General features: G+C 70.9%; 16 protein-coding genes and 1 pseudogene. All 17 read left to right on the top strand.

The features are described from left to right. Positions 1–136: 136 nt before the first annotated feature. The 17 genes and pseudogenes from proS to whiG all read left to right on the top strand — a co-directional run bounded on the left by proS (position 137) and on the right by whiG (position 14,141). On the top strand, positions 137–1,549 hold the full coding sequence (gene proS / locus OG310_RS09330; RefSeq protein ID WP_329455416.1) for a proline--tRNA ligase: 1,413 nt from the start codon (positions 137–139) through the stop codon (positions 1,547–1,549). Positions 1,550–1,764: 215 nt separating this feature from the next. Continuing rightward, positions 1,765–2,373: a hypothetical protein gene (locus OG310_RS09325; protein WP_329455415.1), complete on the top strand. Its 609-nt coding sequence runs from the start codon at positions 1,765–1,767 to the stop codon at positions 2,371–2,373. A gap of 300 nt (positions 2,374–2,673) precedes the next feature. After that, complete coding sequence (gene rpsP / locus OG310_RS09320; protein WP_329455414.1) at positions 2,674–3,114, top strand: 30S ribosomal protein S16; 441 nt, start codon at positions 2,674–2,676, stop codon at positions 3,112–3,114. 2 nt (positions 3,115–3,116) lie between these two features. Continuing rightward, on the top strand, positions 3,117–3,356 hold the full coding sequence (locus OG310_RS09315; protein ID WP_235797159.1) for an RNA-binding protein: 240 nt from the start codon (positions 3,117–3,119) through the stop codon (positions 3,354–3,356). Between the two features lie 78 nt (positions 3,357–3,434). After that, positions 3,435–4,064 (top strand): ribosome maturation factor RimM, encoded by a 630-nt coding sequence (gene rimM, locus OG310_RS09310; RefSeq protein WP_329455413.1) that lies wholly within the window; start codon positions 3,435–3,437, stop codon positions 4,062–4,064. Then, on the top strand, positions 4,061–4,882 hold the full coding sequence (trmD, locus tag OG310_RS09305) for a tRNA (guanosine(37)-N1)-methyltransferase TrmD (RefSeq protein WP_329455412.1): 822 nt from the start codon (positions 4,061–4,063) through the stop codon (positions 4,880–4,882). Before rimM ends, trmD begins: the two co-directional genes overlap by 4 nt. Positions 4,883–5,017: 135 nt before the next feature. After that, on the top strand, positions 5,018–5,368 hold the full coding sequence (gene rplS, locus OG310_RS09300) for a 50S ribosomal protein L19 (RefSeq protein WP_225013609.1): 351 nt from the start codon (positions 5,018–5,020) through the stop codon (positions 5,366–5,368). A gap of 40 nt (positions 5,369–5,408) precedes the next feature. After that, positions 5,409–6,266: a signal peptidase I gene (gene lepB, locus OG310_RS09295; protein ID WP_329455411.1), complete on the top strand. Its 858-nt coding sequence runs from the start codon at positions 5,409–5,411 to the stop codon at positions 6,264–6,266. Then, positions 6,259–7,377, top strand: a pseudogene (lepB, locus tag OG310_RS09290) (signal peptidase I). Before lepB (OG310_RS09295) ends, lepB (OG310_RS09290) begins: the two are co-directional and overlap by 8 nt. Beyond that, the gene (lepB, locus tag OG310_RS09285; protein ID WP_329460091.1) at positions 7,280–8,206 is read left to right on the top strand and encodes a signal peptidase I; all 927 of its coding nucleotides are present in this window, start codon (positions 7,280–7,282) and stop codon (positions 8,204–8,206) included. The pseudogene lepB (OG310_RS09290) and the gene lepB (OG310_RS09285) overlap by 98 nt, the downstream one beginning before the upstream one ends. A 56-nt stretch (positions 8,207–8,262) precedes the next feature. Further along, positions 8,263–9,024, top strand: coding sequence for a signal peptidase I (gene lepB, locus OG310_RS09280; protein ID WP_329455410.1), 762 nt, complete (start codon positions 8,263–8,265; stop codon positions 9,022–9,024). Beyond that, positions 9,014–9,502, top strand: coding sequence for an NUDIX hydrolase (locus OG310_RS09275; RefSeq protein ID WP_329455409.1), 489 nt, complete (start codon positions 9,014–9,016; stop codon positions 9,500–9,502). The genes lepB (OG310_RS09280) and OG310_RS09275 overlap by 11 nt, the downstream gene beginning before the upstream one ends. 52 nt (positions 9,503–9,554) lie before the next feature. Further along, on the top strand, positions 9,555–9,866 hold the full coding sequence (locus OG310_RS09270) for a DUF2469 domain-containing protein (RefSeq protein WP_329455408.1): 312 nt from the start codon (positions 9,555–9,557) through the stop codon (positions 9,864–9,866). 118 nt (positions 9,867–9,984) lie between these two features. Next, positions 9,985–10,347 (top strand): YraN family protein, encoded by a 363-nt coding sequence (locus tag OG310_RS09265; RefSeq protein WP_329455407.1) that lies wholly within the window; start codon positions 9,985–9,987, stop codon positions 10,345–10,347. Then, a complete protein-coding gene (locus OG310_RS09260; RefSeq protein WP_329455406.1) occupies positions 10,348–11,970 on the top strand; it encodes a YifB family Mg chelatase-like AAA ATPase in 1,623 nt (540 codons plus the stop codon). It begins immediately after the preceding gene. Beyond that, on the top strand, positions 11,967–13,136 hold the full coding sequence (dprA, locus tag OG310_RS09255; protein ID WP_329455405.1) for a DNA-processing protein DprA: 1,170 nt from the start codon (positions 11,967–11,969) through the stop codon (positions 13,134–13,136). Before OG310_RS09260 ends, dprA begins: the two co-directional genes overlap by 4 nt. Positions 13,137–13,304: 168 nt before the next feature. Further along, a complete protein-coding gene (gene whiG / locus OG310_RS09250; RefSeq protein ID WP_329455404.1) occupies positions 13,305–14,141 on the top strand; it encodes an RNA polymerase sigma factor WhiG in 837 nt (278 codons plus the stop codon). The last annotated feature ends 16 nt before the right edge of the window (positions 14,142–14,157 follow it).

Below are 14,157 nucleotides of genomic sequence, written 5' to 3'. Positions count from 1 at the left end.
CCAGGGAACTGCGCATCCGCCGCGGCGTCCAGTGGGGGACACGTAAACTGTTCGTGTCGCGGGCGTTCGCCGCGGACGTCGGGCCCGTGCCGGGCCGATTCCTGGTTCGCCGTGCCCCCGCCGTACGATGCCCGCCATGGCAAAAGCACCCGTACTCACGCCGCGGGCGGACGACTTTCCCCGCTGGTACCAGGATCTGATCAACAAGGCCGAGCTGGCCGACAACGGCCCCGTGCGCGGCACGATGGTGATTAGGCCGTACGGGTACGGTCTGTGGGAGCGGATGCAGTCCGAGATGGACGCCCGCATCAAGGAAGCGGGCGTTTCCAACGCGTACTTCCCGCTCTTCATCCCGCAGTCCTATCTGACCCGGGAGGCGGAGCACGTCGAGGGCTTCGCCCCGGAGCTCGCCGTCGTCACCCACGCCGGTGGCAAGGAGCTGGAGGAGCCGGTGGTCGTCCGGCCGACCTCCGAGACGATCATCAACGAGTACTTCTCCAAATGGGTGCAGAGCTACCGGGACCTGCCCCTGCTGATCAACCAGTGGGCCAACGTGGTCCGCTGGGAGATGCGGCCCCGGGTCTTCCTGCGCACCACCGAGTTCCTCTGGCAGGAGGGGCACACCGCGCACGCGACCTACGAGGACGCCCGCGCCTTCGCGGAGCGCATCCACCGTGAGGTCTACGGCGAGTTCATGTCCGACCTGCTCGCCATCGACGTCGTACTCGGCCGCAAGACCCGGCGCGAGCGCTTCGCCGGTGCCGTCAACACCCTGACGCTGGAAGGCATGATGGGCGACGGCAAGGCCCTCCAGTTGGGTACGAGCCACGAGCTCGGGCAGAACTTCGCGCGCGCCTTCAACACGCAGTACCTCTCCAAGGAAGGCACCCAGGAGCTGGTCTGGCAGACGTCCTGGGGCGCCTCCACCCGCATGGTCGGCGGGCTGATCATGTCGCACGGCGACGACAACGGCCTGCGGGTACCGCCCCGGCTCGCGCCCGTCCAGGTCGTCGTCCTCGCGATCAAGGAGGACGGGGCCGTCCTGAGTGCCGCGAGGCAGCTCGCCGCGCGCCTCAAGGAGGCCGGTGTCCGGGTGCAGGTCGACGACCGCACCGACACCCCGTTCGGCCGCCGTGCCGTCGACTGGGAGCTCAAGGGCGTCCCCGTGCGGGTCGAGATCGGCCCGCGCGACGTCGCGGCCGGCACGGCGATGCTGGCCCGCAGGATCCCCGGCGGCAAGGAGCCCGTCGCCCTGGACGCGCTGCCGGGGCTGCTGCCCGGCCTCCTTGAGGAGGACCAGGCGCAACTGCTGCGCGAATCCCGGGAGCGCCGTGAGGCGCGCACGGTGGACGTGGCGACGATCGAGGAGGCCGTCGAGGCCTCCGCGACCGGCTGGGCCCGCATCCCGTGGGCCGATCTGGGTGTGGAGGGCGAGGCCAAGCTGGCCGAGCAGGGTGTGACGGTGCGGTGCCTGGTCGGGGAGGACGGATCGGTCCCGCAGTCCGACGACACGCCGGGCACGATCGCCCTCATCGCCCGCGCTTACTGAGGTCAGAGGCCTGCGGCCGAGGTGGTGCGTAGATCGACTACGCGCGGCTGCGTACGATTCGCTACGTACCACCTTGGTGTGAGCTGTGAGAGTTATCCACAGTTCGGCGCACCTGCCCTCGTCAGCGTGCATCAACCGCAACTGACGGGTACGGGCAAATTAATTGGGATGCCCCGTAATGGAACCCGGCGGCGATTCTGCTCGTTGTACACGACGTGAGCACGACACCACCTGTTCTCGCCGCAGAGCTGGCACAGGCGTGGGCCGATATTCAGCGGTACCACCCTGAGCTGCCGGATCTCGCCGCGCCAGAGTCCCTGATCGGAGAGTCCTCGTCCGCCTGCGGCGCCGAGCTCTCCTTCGAACGGCTGCTTCACGAAGCGGTCCACGGTATCGCCGCCGCCCGAGGAGTGCGTGACACCTCCCGCGCCGGCCGCTACCACAACCGGCGCTTCCTCGCCATCGCTGAGGAGATGGGCCTGGACCATCCCGACGAGCCGCATGCGAGCAGCGGCTTCTCGCTGGTCGCCCTCAGTCCCGAGGCGAAGCGGCGCTACCGCCCGACCATGGAGAGACTGCAGCGCGCCCTGAAGGCGCACACGGTCGCCACGGCCGCCGACACCAAGCGAAGTTTCCGGGGGCCCGCCGCCCGGCACGGCTCCTCAGGCGGCGGCGTGCGCGTGAAGGCGGTCTGCGACTGCGGGCGCAACGTCCGCGTCGTGCCGTCGGTCCTCGCGCAGGCTCCCATCGTCTGCGGCGGCTGCGGCAAGCCGTTCCGCATCCCGGAGCAGGAAGCGCAGGAAGCGGTGGCGGCCGCGAGCTGAGAGCGCGGCGGCCGAATGACGCCCGCCGTATCCTGCTGTGACGCCTGCCGCACCCGCCGCGATGGCCTGCCGTGCCCGCCGTACCCGCCGGAAAAGGGGACCGGTGGTGCGTGGGTCCGGGGGGCGGGCCGCGCGTGCGGATGTGCTCCGTACGTGTGGCACAATGAATGGCTGTACTCGACAGTCGAACAGGACCCCTCTCTCCTACGGCTGACGCGTCCATCGGACAGATCGGGTACCACAACCCCACGTGGCATCCCGTTGTGCCCAACCACGTCAAGACCAGGAGACACCACTCCCGTGGCAGTCAAGATCAAGCTGAAGCGTCTGGGCAAGATCCGTGCGCCTCACTACCGCATCGTCGTCGCCGACTCCCGTACCCGCCGTGACGGCCGGGCCATCGAGGAGATCGGCCTGTACCACCCGATCGAGAACCCCTCGCGCATCCAGGTCAACGCGGAGCGCGCGCAGTACTGGCTCTCCGTCGGCGCTCAGCCGACCGAGCCGGTTCTCGCCATCCTGAAGCTGACCGGTGACTGGCAGGCGCACAAGGGCCTGCCCGCCCCCGAGCCGCTGAAGCAGCCGGAGCCGAAGGCCGACCGCAGTGGACTCTTCGAGGCCGCCGCCAAGGAAGCCGGTGACGAGCCCAAGGGTGAGGCGATCACCCAGAAGGCGAAGAAGGCCGAGAAGAAGGCCGACGAGGCCGAGCCCTCGGCCGCCGTCGAGTCGACCGAGGCCTGATCATGCTCGAGGAGGCTCTCGAGCACCTCGTGAAGGGCATCGTCGACAATCCGGACGAGGTACGTGTCGCGTCGCGCGATCTGCGACGCGGTCGTGTACTCGAAGTCCGGGTGCACCCGGACGACCTCGGCAAGGTGATCGGCCGTAACGGCCGTACCGCCCGCGCCCTGCGCACCGTCGTGGGTGCGATCGGCGGCCGTGGTATCCGCGTCGACCTCGTCGACGTGGACCAGGTTCGCTGACGCAGTGGAACACCGGCACGGGCCGGGGAGGCAGAGTCCTCCCCGGCCCGTTTCGTTTCATCAGGAGAGGTACACGCAGTGCAGTTGGTAGTTGCCCGGATCGGCCGCGCGCACGGAGTGCGGGGCGAGGTCACCGTCGACGTCAGGACGGACGAACCCGAGGTCAGGCTCGGCCCCGGCGCGGTCCTCACCACCGATCCTGCGGCGGCGGGCCCGCTGACCATCGCGACGGGCCGGGTGCACAGCGGACGGCTCCTGCTGCGCTTCGAAGGAGTCGCCGACCGTGGCGGCGCCGAGGCGCTGCGCAACATCCTGCTGATCGCCGAGGTCGACCCCGAGGAACTGCCGGAGGATCCGGACGAGTTCTACGACCACCAGCTGATGGACCTGGACGTCGTCCTCACCGACGGCACCGAGGTGGGTCGCATCACGGAGATCTCCCACCTGCCCTCGCAGGACCTGTTCATCGTGGAGCGCCCCGACGGCAGCGAGGTCATGATCCCGTTCGTCGAGGAGATCGTCACCGAGATCGATCTGGAGGAGCAGCGGGCCGTCATCGACCCGCCGCCGGGCCTGATCGCCCCCGTAGAGGACGCGACGGACGCTGCGGGTGACGCCGCGGCGGCCACCGAGGGTGATCCCGGCACGGCGCGGACCGGTACGGACTCCGCAGGTCGCGACGTGGGCCGCGAGGACGGCACCCGATGAGGCTCGACGTCGTCACGATCTTCCCCGAGTACCTCGATCCGCTGCACGTCTCGCTCGTCGGCAAGGCGCGTGCGAGCGGCCTGCTCTCCGTCGACGTGCACGATCTGCGGCGGTGGGCGTACGACCGCCACAACACCGTCGACGACACCCCGTACGGCGGCGGTCCCGGCATGGTCATGAAGACCCAGCCGTGGGGCGACGCCCTCGACGACGTCCTGGCGCGCGGCTACGAGGCCGGCGCCCATGATCCCGTGCTGGTGGTGCCGACGCCGAGCGGACGGCCCTTCACCCAGAAGCTCGCCGTCGAACTGTCCGAGCGCCCCTGGCTGATCTTCACCCCGGCCCGGTACGAGGGCATCGACGGCCGGATCGTCGACGAGTACGCGACGCGGATGCCGGTCCACGAGGTGTCCATCGGCGACTACGTACTGGCCGGCGGGGAAGCGGCGGTCCTCGTGATCACCGAGGCCGTCGCGCGGCTGTTGCCCGGCGTCCTCGGCAACGCCGAGTCGCACCGCGACGACTCGTTCGCCCCGGGGGCCATGGCCGACCTGCTGGAGGGCCCCGTCTTCACCAAGCCGCCCGAGTGGCGCGGCCGGGGCGTGCCGGACGTGCTGCTGAGCGGCCACCATGGGAAGGTCGCACGCCGGCGCAGGGACGACGCCCTGGCCAGGACCGCCGCGCACCGCCCCGACATGATCGAGCGCTGTGACCCCGCGTCCTTCGACAAGAAGGACCGCGAAACGCTGTCCATCCTCGGCTGGGCGCCGGAACCGGGTGGGCGATTTTGGCGCAGGCCGCCCGACGTGGAACAATAGGCCGCTGCCGTACGTCCGGCGCGCGCCCCTGCCACAGGGGGAACGACGCCCGTCCGACGCGAACGGCACACCTCAAGCAACCGCCTTACGACATTCCGCTGATGACCTGTGGCATCGGCGAGGAAGCAGAACTTCATGTCCAGCCTGCTCGACACCGTCGACTCCGCATCGCTGCGGACCGACCTCCCCGCCTTCCGCCCGGGTGACACGGTCAACGTCCACGTCCGTGTCATCGAGGGCAACCGCTCCCGTATCCAGCAGTTCAAGGGCGTCGTCATCCGTCGCCAGGGTTCGGGCGTCCGCGAGACCTTCACGGTCCGCAAGGTGTCCTTCTCGGTCGGCGTCGAGCGGACCTTCCCGGTGCACAGCCCGATCTTCGAGAAGATCGAGCTCGTCAGCCGCGGCGACGTCCGCCGCGCGAAGCTGTACTACCTCCGTGAACTGCGCGGCAAGGCCGCGAAGATCAAGGAGAAGCGCGACAACTGACGGCGGGGTCCACAGTAGGGCCCGATAAGCTCAGGGCCCGATGGACAGCGACGCGTACGACACCGAGCGCGGCCCCTCACCCTCCCCTCAGCGGGACGGGGATGAGGGGCCGCGCTCCGTACGTTCCGAGGACCCTCCGGGCCCCGGCGCCGGCGGCTCGCGGAACGGCGCGTCCGCGGGGCCGGAGGCCGTGTCCGCCCTCCCGGAGGACACCGAAGGGGCGTGGTGGCTCCTCTCCTGGCGCGGGGTGCTCGCCCTCCTCGTCCTCTGCGTGGTCTTCGCCTTGCTGGTCAGCCATTTCGTGATGCAGCCGTTCCTGATCCCGAGCGGTTCGATGGAGCCCACACTGCGCGTCGGTGACCGGGTCCTCGTCGACAAGCTGGCGTACCGCTTCGGTTCGGCACCCCGGCGGGGCGACGTCGTCGTGTTCGACGGCACGGGCTCCTTCGTCCAGGAGCCCGCGGGCCCCGGTCCCGTGGTCTCGCTGGTGCGGGACACGGCCGCCGCCCTCGGGCTCGCCGGCCCCTCGGACACGGACTACGTCAAGCGCGTCGTGGGCGTGGGGGGAGACCGCGTGGTGTGCTGCACGAAGGGCGGAAGGATCAAGGTGAACGGGGTGGCGGTGACGGAGCCGTACGTACGCCACGGTGACGCGCCCTCCAGCGTTCCCTTCGACATCGTCGTGCCCGACGGGACGCTCTTCGTCCTCGGGGACCACCGCGCCGATTCGCGCGACTCCCGCGACCACCTCGGCGACCCCGGGGGCGGCATGGTGCCCGTCTCCAAGGTGCTCGGCCGGGCGCGGTGGATCGGCTGGCCGATCGGCCACTGGGCGTCCGTACGCGGCGGTGCGACGGCCTTCGGGCGTGTACCGGCCGCGGGTGGCTCCCATGGGTAGGCGGGGGCGGCCGGGCGGCCACACCGCCCAGGCGGGGCCCGCCGGCGCCCTCGCGCCGAACCTGCCGGGTCGGGCGGACCGTCGCAGACTCGCCCGCCGCGTCAAGCGCCGCAGACGCCGCTCCGCGGTCACGGAGATACCACTCCTGATCGTGGTCGCCGTGGTGATCGCGCTCGTCCTGAAGACGTTCCTCGTCCAGGCGTTCGTGATCCCCTCGGGGTCGATGGAGAACACGATCCGGATCGGTGACCGCGTCCTCGTCGACAAGCTGACCCCGTGGTTCGGGTCGGAGCCGAGCCGTGGTGACGTCGTCGTCTTCAAGGACCCGAGCGACTGGCTGGCGGGGGAGAAACAGGCCCCCGACACCTCACCCGCCGGAGTCAAGCAGCTCAAGCGCGGGCTGACCTTCATCGGGCTGCTGCCGTCCGCGAACGACCGCGACCTCATCAAGAGGGTGATCGGGGTCGGCGGTGACACCGTCAAATGTTGTGACAAGAATGGCAAAGTCACCGTCAACGGAAAAGCCCTTGACGAACCCTACCTGTACCCCGGCAACGCGCCGTCGACGATCTCGTTCGATGTGAAAGTGCCCGAGGGACGGCTGTTTTTCCTCGGCGACCATCGGGGTCTTTCCGCCGACTCCCGCTTCCACATGGACGAGGAATTCCAGGGCACAGTGCCCCTTTCCGACGTCGTGGGCCGCGCCGTGGTGATCGCCTGGCCCGTCGGCGACTGGAGCAGGCTGAGGGAACCAGCGACCTTCCGGTCGGTCCCGGACCCAGGGGATGTTCACGCGTCCGCTACGCCCGGGTCGCCTACTGTGGCCCGTCGGGACCGGAACGGATTGCCGGCGCCCCCGACCCCTGCGGAACTTCCGCTCGTTATGGGAGTGGTGGTTCTGTCCCGGCCGTGGGGCAGGCGCCCGCACGGAGTGAACTCGCCGCAGCGAGATCACACGCAGTGAATTCGCACCCGACGAATTCGCACAAGGTGAAGGAGTGGATGTGGGGGATGTGGCGGTCGGCGCACGGTCCGGACACGAAGGACCCGAGGAGGGCCGCGAGCAGCTCGCCGAGTCGCCCGAAGCCGTGACCGATGGAGTGCCTGGTGAAGTGATGGACGACGAGGAGACACCCACCCACAGGGGCGGCAGGTCGCGCAGGCAGCGGCAGCCGGGTCAGCAGCGTTCCTTCTGGAAGGAGCTGCCCCTGCTGATCATCATCGCTCTCGCGCTCGCCCTGGTGATCAAGACATTCCTCGTCCAGGCGTTCTCGATCCCTTCGGACTCCATGCAGGACACCCTGCAGCGGGGCGACCGGGTGCTCGTGGACAAGCTGACTCCGTGGTTCGGCTCGGAGCCGCAGCGGGGCGAGGTCGTCGTCTTCCACGACCCCGGCGGCTGGCTGGACGGCGAGCCGACCCCCCAGCAGAACGTGGTGCAAAAGGGCCTCAGCTTCATCGGCCTGATGCCCTCCGCCGAGGAGAAGGACCTGATCAAGCGGGTCATCGCCGTCGGCGGGGACACCGTGTCCTGCAAGAAGGGGGGGAAGGTCATGGTCAACGGCCACGCGCTGGAGGAGAAGAACTACATCTACCCCGGCAACACCCCTTGCGACGACCTGCCGTTCGGCCCGATCAAGGTCCCCAAGGGCCGTATCTGGGTGATGGGCGACCACCGCCAGGACTCCAGTGACTCCCGCTACCACCAGAACCTCCCCGGAAACGGCACCGTCTCCACAAAGGACGTCGTCGGGCGTGCGTTCGTCGTCGCCTGGCCGGTCGACCGCTGGCACTTCCTCGGCGTTCCCAGCACCTTTGACCAGTCAGGACTCAGTGCGGCGGCGGCCTCGACGGCCCCCGCCGCAGCCGGTCTCGCGGGAGCCGTACCGCTGGTCCTGTGGCGCAGGAAGCGGCTTACCGGCTCCCGTACCGCCGGGTAGGGTGCGTCCCGGATACCCGAGGGCCGGGACCACACTCCGAGCGGGGGCGTGCCGGGATGAGCAGCGCAGGACGGACGAAGGGCGGCCACGGCCGCCTCGGCAGCACACTGTCGGGGCTGGTCGTGGCCGTCGGCTGTGTGCTCTTCCTCGGGGGGTTCGCCTGGGCGGCCGTCGAGTACCAGCCGTACACCGTGCCCACCGGGTCGATGACCCCCACGATCGTGGCCGGTGACAAGGTCCTCGCCCAGCGCATATCCGGCGACGACGTCCGCCGGGGCGACGTGGTCGTCTTCAAGGACAGCGAGTGGGGGGACCTGCCGCTCGTCAAGCGGGTCGTCGCCGTGGGCGGCGACGCCGTCAGGTGCTGCGACAAGCAGGGCAGGCTGAGCGTGAACGGCGTGCCGCTCGATGAGCCGTACACCGACAAGGCCCTCGGCGGGGGCCGCGCCGCAGGGGCGAACTTCTCCGCCGACGTCCCCGTCGGCGAACTGTTCATGCTCGGTGACGAGCGGGCCAACTCGCTCGACTCCCGTGTCCACCTTCAGGACAAGGAGCAGGGCTCGGTGCCGCGCTCCGACGTGAAGGGCAGGGTCGACGCGATCGCCTGGCCGCCCGCGCACCTCATCGGCCGCCCGAAGACGTTCGCCGCGCTCCCCGGCGGGATCTCCTCCGGCGGGCCGCTGCGGCTGATGGCGGTCGCCGTGGTCGCGGGAGCCGTCCTGATCTTCCTGGGGGCCGCCCTCGGCCCGCTGCTCAACCGGCGGGGCCGGGCCCGGCCGGCGCCCACTCCCGCGGGGGAGCGGGCCGGTGTCCGCTGAGCCGCGCCGGGTGGCGCGGGTGATCCTGCTCGACTCCGACGAGCGGATCCTCCTGATGCACGGGCACGAGCCCGACGATCCGGCGAAGACCTGGTGGTTCACGCCGGGTGGGGGCCTGGAGGGCGACGAGACCCGCGAACAGGCAGTGCTCCGCGAACTCGCGGAGGAGACGGGGATCACACAGCTGGACCTGGGTCCGGTGCTGTGGCGCCGGACATGCTCCTTCCCCTTCGACGGCCGGCGCTGGGACCAGGACGAGTGGTACTTCCTCGGGCGTACGGCGCAGACCGCTACCGACCCGGCCGGCCTCACCGAGCTGGAACGGCGCAGTGTCTCGGGGCTGCGCTGGTGGACCTGCGCGGAACTGGAGGCGACGCGTGAGACGGTGTACCCGACCAGGCTCGCCGGGCTGCTGCGTACGCTGCTCGACGAGGGTCCCCCCGGTACGCCGGTGATGCTCGATACCGAAATCGCCTAGCGGCGCCCGGTGCCGGAGCACAATGGGGGGACGAACGGCTGAAGGGGATGCCATGAGCGCCGAGGACCTCGAGAAGTACGAGACCGAGATGGAGCTGAAGCTCTACCGGGAGTATCGAGATGTCGTCGGCCTGTTCAAATACGTGATTGAGACCGAACGTCGTTTCTACCTCACCAATGACTACGAGATGCAGGTGCACTCGGTTCAGGGTGAGGTCTTCTTCGAGGTCACGATGGCGGATGCCTGGGTCTGGGACATGTACAGGCCGGCCAGGTTCGTCAAGCAGGTACGCGTCCTGACGTTCAAGGATGTGAACGTCGAAGAGCTGAACAAGAACGACGACCTGGAGCTTCCCGCCGGGTGAACTCATCCGGACGAGTGACCGGTTTATCCACAACCGCATAGTTGTCCACCGTTCCAACACCAAGATCCACTCGCCTCGGCGGGATGCGTCATCGTCGGTGGCGGAGGTGATGTCGCACATGAACGCGACGGGGGCACTGGGACGGTACGGAGAGGGACTGGCCGCACGGCTGCTGGTCGGGGCGGGCATGACCGTGCTCGCGCGGAACTGGCGCTGCGGCAGGACCGGCGAGATCGACATCGTGGCGATGGACGCCGATGTGCTGGTGGTCTGCGAGGTGAAGACCCGCAGGGCCGGCGGCTTCCAGCATCCGATGGCGGCGATCACGCCGGTCAAGGCGGACCGGCTGAGACGGCTGGCGGCCTGCTGGATCGAGCGATTCGACGGGCCACCGCCCGGCGGCGTCCGCATCGACCTGGTCGGAGTGGTGCTGCCGGGGCGTGGCGCCCCCGAGGTCGAGCACGTGCGGGGGGTGGCCTGAATGGCGTTCGCACGGGCGTGCTCCGTGGCGCTGATCGGTGTCGAGGGCGTGGTGGTCGAGGTCCAGGCGGACCTGGAACCCGGTGTCGCGGCCTTCACCCTGGTCGGACTGCCCGACAAGAGCCTGATGGAGAGCAAGGACCGGGTCCGGGCCGCGGTGGTCAACGCCGGTGTGCCGTGGCCGCAGAAGAAACTCACGGTGAGCCTCAGCCCGGCCTTCGTCCCGAAGAGCGGCAGTGGATTCGATCTCGCGGTGGCCGCCTCGGTGCTCGGGGCGGCCGAGCGCATCGACCCGCGCTTGATCGCCGACCTCGTACTGATCGGGGAACTGGGGCTGGACGGCCGCGTCAGACCGGTGCGCGGTGTGCTGCCCGCGGTGCTCGCCGCGGCGGAGGCGGGCTACCGGCAGGTGGTCGTCCCGGAGCAGACCGCGGGGGAGGCCGCCCTGGTGCCCGGGGTCTCCGTGCTGGGCGTGCGCAGTCTCGCCCAGCTGATCGCGGTGCTGGCCGGTGAACCGGTGCCGGACGTGCCGCGCGAGGACGCGGTGGGCCGTCCCGACGCCATGCTCTCGGGCCTCGTCGTGCCCGGGGCCGGAGTCGGTACGGGCATCGCGCCCGGCCCGGCCGGCGGTGAACGCGGAGCGGACCTCGCGGACGTCGCCGGCCAGACCGTCGCCCGCACCGCACTGGAGGTCGCCGCGGCCGGGGGCCACCACCTGCTGCTGTCCGGCCCGCCGGGCGCCGGCAAGACGATGCTGGCCGAGCGGCTGTCCGGAGTCCTGCCACCCCTGACCGGACGGGAGTCCCTTGAGGTCACCGCGGTGCACTCGGTCGCGGGCATCCTGCCGCCCGGTGAACCGCTGGTGCGGACTGCGCCCTACTGCGCCCCGCACCACTCGGCGACCATGCAGGCGCTCGTCGGCGGTGGCAACGGCCTGCCGAGACCGGGCGCCGTCTCCCTCGCCCACCGCGGGGTGCTGTTCCTCGACGAGGCGCCCGAGTTCTCCGGGCGGGCCCTCGACGCGCTGCGCCAGCCCCTGGAGTCGGGGCACGTGGTGGTGGCGCGCAGCGCCGGGGTCGTCCGGCTGCCCGCCCGGTTCCTCATGGTGCTGGCCGCCAACCCCTGCCCGTGCGGCAGGCGCAGCGGTCCCGGCCCCGGCTGCGAGTGTCCGCCCTCGGTCGTACGCCGCTACCAGGCACGCCTGTCCGGGCCCCTGCTCGACCGGGTGGACCTGCGTGTCGAGGTGCGGCCCGTCCAGCGGGCCGACCTGCTGGGCCACGGCGAGCGGGGCGAGTCGACGGCGACGGTCGCCGCCCGGGTCCGCGAGGCCAGAAAGCGGGCGGCCGAGCGGTACGAGGGCATGCCCTGGCAGCTCAACAGCCAGGTGCCGGGCCACGAACTGCGCACCCGCTGGCCGGTCGGACCCGGCGCGCTCGCTGTGGCGGAGCGCGACCTGGAGCGGGGCATGCTCACCGCGCGGGGCCTCGACCGGGTCCTCAGAGTGGCGTGGACCGTCGCGGATCTCGCCGGCCGCGACCGGCCCGGTGAGCCCGACGTGGCGCTCGCCCTCGAACTGCGCACCGGGGTGCCCCGCGGCGCTGCGGCTCCGGTGGTCGCACCGTGACGGCCGGGACGCCGCCCGCGGAGCGGCGCGCGCGGGCGGCCCTGACCCGTGTGATCGAACCAGGTGACGAGAGGGGCGGCGGATGGCTGGCCAGGTTCGGTGCGTCCCGGCTGCTGGAGTTGCTGACGGGCGAGGCCTCCGAGGCCGCGGCGTGCCTGACCGGTGTCGGTCCCCCGGGGCTCGACGCCTGCCGGGCGCGGGCGGCTGCGGCCGATCCCGAACGCGACCTGGCCGCGGCCGCCGCCGTCGGCGCGCGGTTCCTCTGCCCCGGCGACGCGGAGTGGCCGAGTCAGCTCGGCGACCTGGGCGCCGCCGCGCCGATCGGGCTGTGGGTGCGGGGCGCGGCGGATCTGCGCCTCTGGGCGCTGCGTTCGGTCGCCGTGGTCGGCGCACGGGCCTGCACGCCCTACGGCGCCCACATGGCCGCCTCGCTCGCGGGCGGGCTCGCCGGCAGCGGCTGGGTGGTGATCTCGGGCGGCGCCTTCGGCGTGGACGCGGCGGCGCACCGGGGCGCGCTCGCCGCGGGCGGCGCCACGGCCGCCGTACTCGCCTGCGGAGTGGACACGGCCTATCCGCGCGGTCACGCCGAGTTGATCGCACGCATCGCCGAACAGGGTCTCGTCGTCGGGGAATTACCGCCGGCAAGCCATCCGACCCGCAGCAGGTTCGTGCTGCGCAACCGCGTGATCGCCGCGCTCAGCCGGGGCACCGTCGTGGTCGAGGCCGCGTACCGCAGTGGCTCCCTTTCCACGGCCCGCTGGGCGCTGCGGCTAGGACGCCTCACGATGGGGGTGCCCGGGCCGGTCACGAGCGGCCTCTCGGCCGGGGTGCACGAACTGCTGCGCACCGAAGGCGTGCTGGTCACGGACGCGGAGGAGGTGATCGAACTGGTCGGAGGCATCGGTGAACTCGCCCCGGTCAAAAGCGGACCGGTGCTGCCCCGGGACCTGCTTGGGCCGGAGTGCGCGCGGGTCCTTGAGGCACTGCCCGCGGGCGGCACGGACCGGCTGGCCGAGGTGGCGCGCGATGCGGGGACCACGGTGGACGCGGCACTCGCCCGGCTGGTCGAGCTTCACTCGCTCGGGTTTGTCGAACGACACAGCGACACATGGCGTCCCGCCGCGCCACGCCGGGGCGGCGGCGGACCCGCGCGAGGCGGTGCTTGACCTGGGGCATTCGGGTGACAGGGTGAGGCGGATGACCTCCATATCCCGCTGACCGCCGTACCGGTCCCGGCCGCGCCGTCCCCCCACGCATGCGCGCACCGCGACCGGCTGGTCACGCTACGCTCACCCCATATCCCCACGTCACGGCAGAACGGCTCAAGGCACCGCATGCCCCAGCACACCTCCGGGTCCGACCGCACCGCGGCCAGGTCGACACCCCCCGAGGCCCGGAGCGCCGACCGACCGCCGGCGCCCTCGTCGCTCGACGAGTTGTGGCGGTCCTACAAGGCGACGGGCGACGGGCGGCTGCGCGAGCAGTTGATCCTGCACTACTCGCCCCTGGTGAAGTACGTCGCCGGCCGCGTCAGCGTGGGCCTGCCGCCCAACGTGGAGCAGGCCGACTTCGTCTCCTCCGGGGTGTTCGGCCTGATCGACGCCATCGAGAAGTTCGACATCACGCGGTCCATCAAGTTCGAGACGTACGCCATCACCCGCATCCGGGGGGCGATGATCGACGAACTGCGCGCGCTGGACTGGATCCCCCGCTCCGTCCGGCAGAAGGCCCGTGCCGCCGAGCGCGCGTACGCGACCCTGGAGGCGAAGCTCCGGCGTACCCCCTCGGAGAGCGAGGTCGCCGCCGAGATGGGCATCGGGGTCGACGAACTGCACGCGGTTTTCAGCCAGTTGTCCCTCGCCAATGTCGTCGCCCTGGAGGAGCTGCTGCACGTCGGCGGCGAGGGTGACCGGCTCAGCCTCATGGACACCCTGGAGGACACGGCGGCCGACGACCCCGTCGAGGTGGCCGAGGACCGCGAGCAGCGCCGCCTGCTCGCCCGCGCCATCAACACGCTGCCCGACCGGGAGAAGACCGTCGTCACGCTCTACTACTACGAGGGCCTGACACTCGCGGAGATCGGTAATGTCCTCGGCGTCACGGAGAGCAGAGTCAGCCAGATCCACACGAAGTCGGTCCTGCAGCTGCGGGCCAAATTGGCGGATTTGTAGAGTGGTCCCGTGCCCA

It is taken from the genome of Streptomyces sp. NBC_01497 (assembly GCF_036250695.1).
In the GTDB taxonomy this organism is placed as follows: domain Bacteria; phylum Actinomycetota; class Actinomycetes; order Streptomycetales; family Streptomycetaceae; genus Streptomyces.
The sequence above is the reverse complement of the archived record's forward strand: the minus strand, read 5'-3'. Positions and strand labels throughout refer to the sequence as shown.

Excerpts from the sequence above, each read along its gene's own strand:
- OG310_RS09315 (WP_235797159.1), top strand. The coding sequence starts at position 3,117 with ATGCTCGAGGAGGCTCTCGAGCACCTCGTGAAGGGCATCGTCGACAAT.
- whiG (WP_329455404.1), top strand. The coding sequence starts at position 13,305 with ATGCCCCAGCACACCTCCGGGTCCGACCGCACCGCGGCCAGGTCGACA.
- lepB (WP_329455410.1), top strand. The coding sequence starts at position 8,263 with ATGAGCAGCGCAGGACGGACGAAGGGCGGCCACGGCCGCCTCGGCAGC.
- OG310_RS09270 (WP_329455408.1), top strand. The coding sequence starts at position 9,555 with ATGAGCGCCGAGGACCTCGAGAAGTACGAGACCGAGATGGAGCTGAAG.
- OG310_RS09265 (WP_329455407.1), top strand. The coding sequence starts at position 9,985 with ATGAACGCGACGGGGGCACTGGGACGGTACGGAGAGGGACTGGCCGCA.
- OG310_RS09260 (WP_329455406.1), top strand. The coding sequence starts at position 10,348 with ATGGCGTTCGCACGGGCGTGCTCCGTGGCGCTGATCGGTGTCGAGGGC.
- proS (WP_329455416.1), top strand. The coding sequence starts at position 137 with ATGGCAAAAGCACCCGTACTCACGCCGCGGGCGGACGACTTTCCCCGC.
- rplS (WP_225013609.1), top strand. The coding sequence starts at position 5,018 with ATGTCCAGCCTGCTCGACACCGTCGACTCCGCATCGCTGCGGACCGAC.
- trmD (WP_329455412.1), top strand. The coding sequence starts at position 4,061 with ATGAGGCTCGACGTCGTCACGATCTTCCCCGAGTACCTCGATCCGCTG.
- lepB (WP_329455411.1), top strand. The coding sequence starts at position 5,409 with ATGGACAGCGACGCGTACGACACCGAGCGCGGCCCCTCACCCTCCCCT.